Raw genomic sequence first — 275 nt, forward strand, 5'->3', positions numbered from 1 at the left:
ATTTCTATTGGCAGCAATACACGCTCATTATTGCGCAGTTTAATTTCTTGCTGAATATGCTCAGTTTGGCGCACTACATCGATAATGTTTTCAACGTAACTTGTATCGTATCCAGGCAAATTAAAATCTTTATTTAGGTATTGTTCGCGCATACCACCAAATAACGTTAAAAAACTGGGATTTATATCGACTAATTTAAAGTTCTTATCGTAAATTGCCAGCGCATCAGTAAACGACTCAACACATTTAGCAAACAGATTTAATCGTTCTTCGGT

1 protein-coding gene is annotated in these 275 nt (G+C 35.3%); it reads right to left on the minus strand.

Annotated features, from left to right (window positions below):
- Positions 1–275: PAS domain S-box protein (locus R2R70_RS20105; protein WP_410978916.1), on the minus strand; the 275-nt coding region annotated here is incomplete at both ends.

It is taken from the genome of Cobetia sp. SIMBA_158, from assembly GCF_046566945.1.
Taxonomy (GTDB): Bacteria; Pseudomonadota; Gammaproteobacteria; order Pseudomonadales; family Halomonadaceae; genus Cobetia; species Cobetia amphilecti.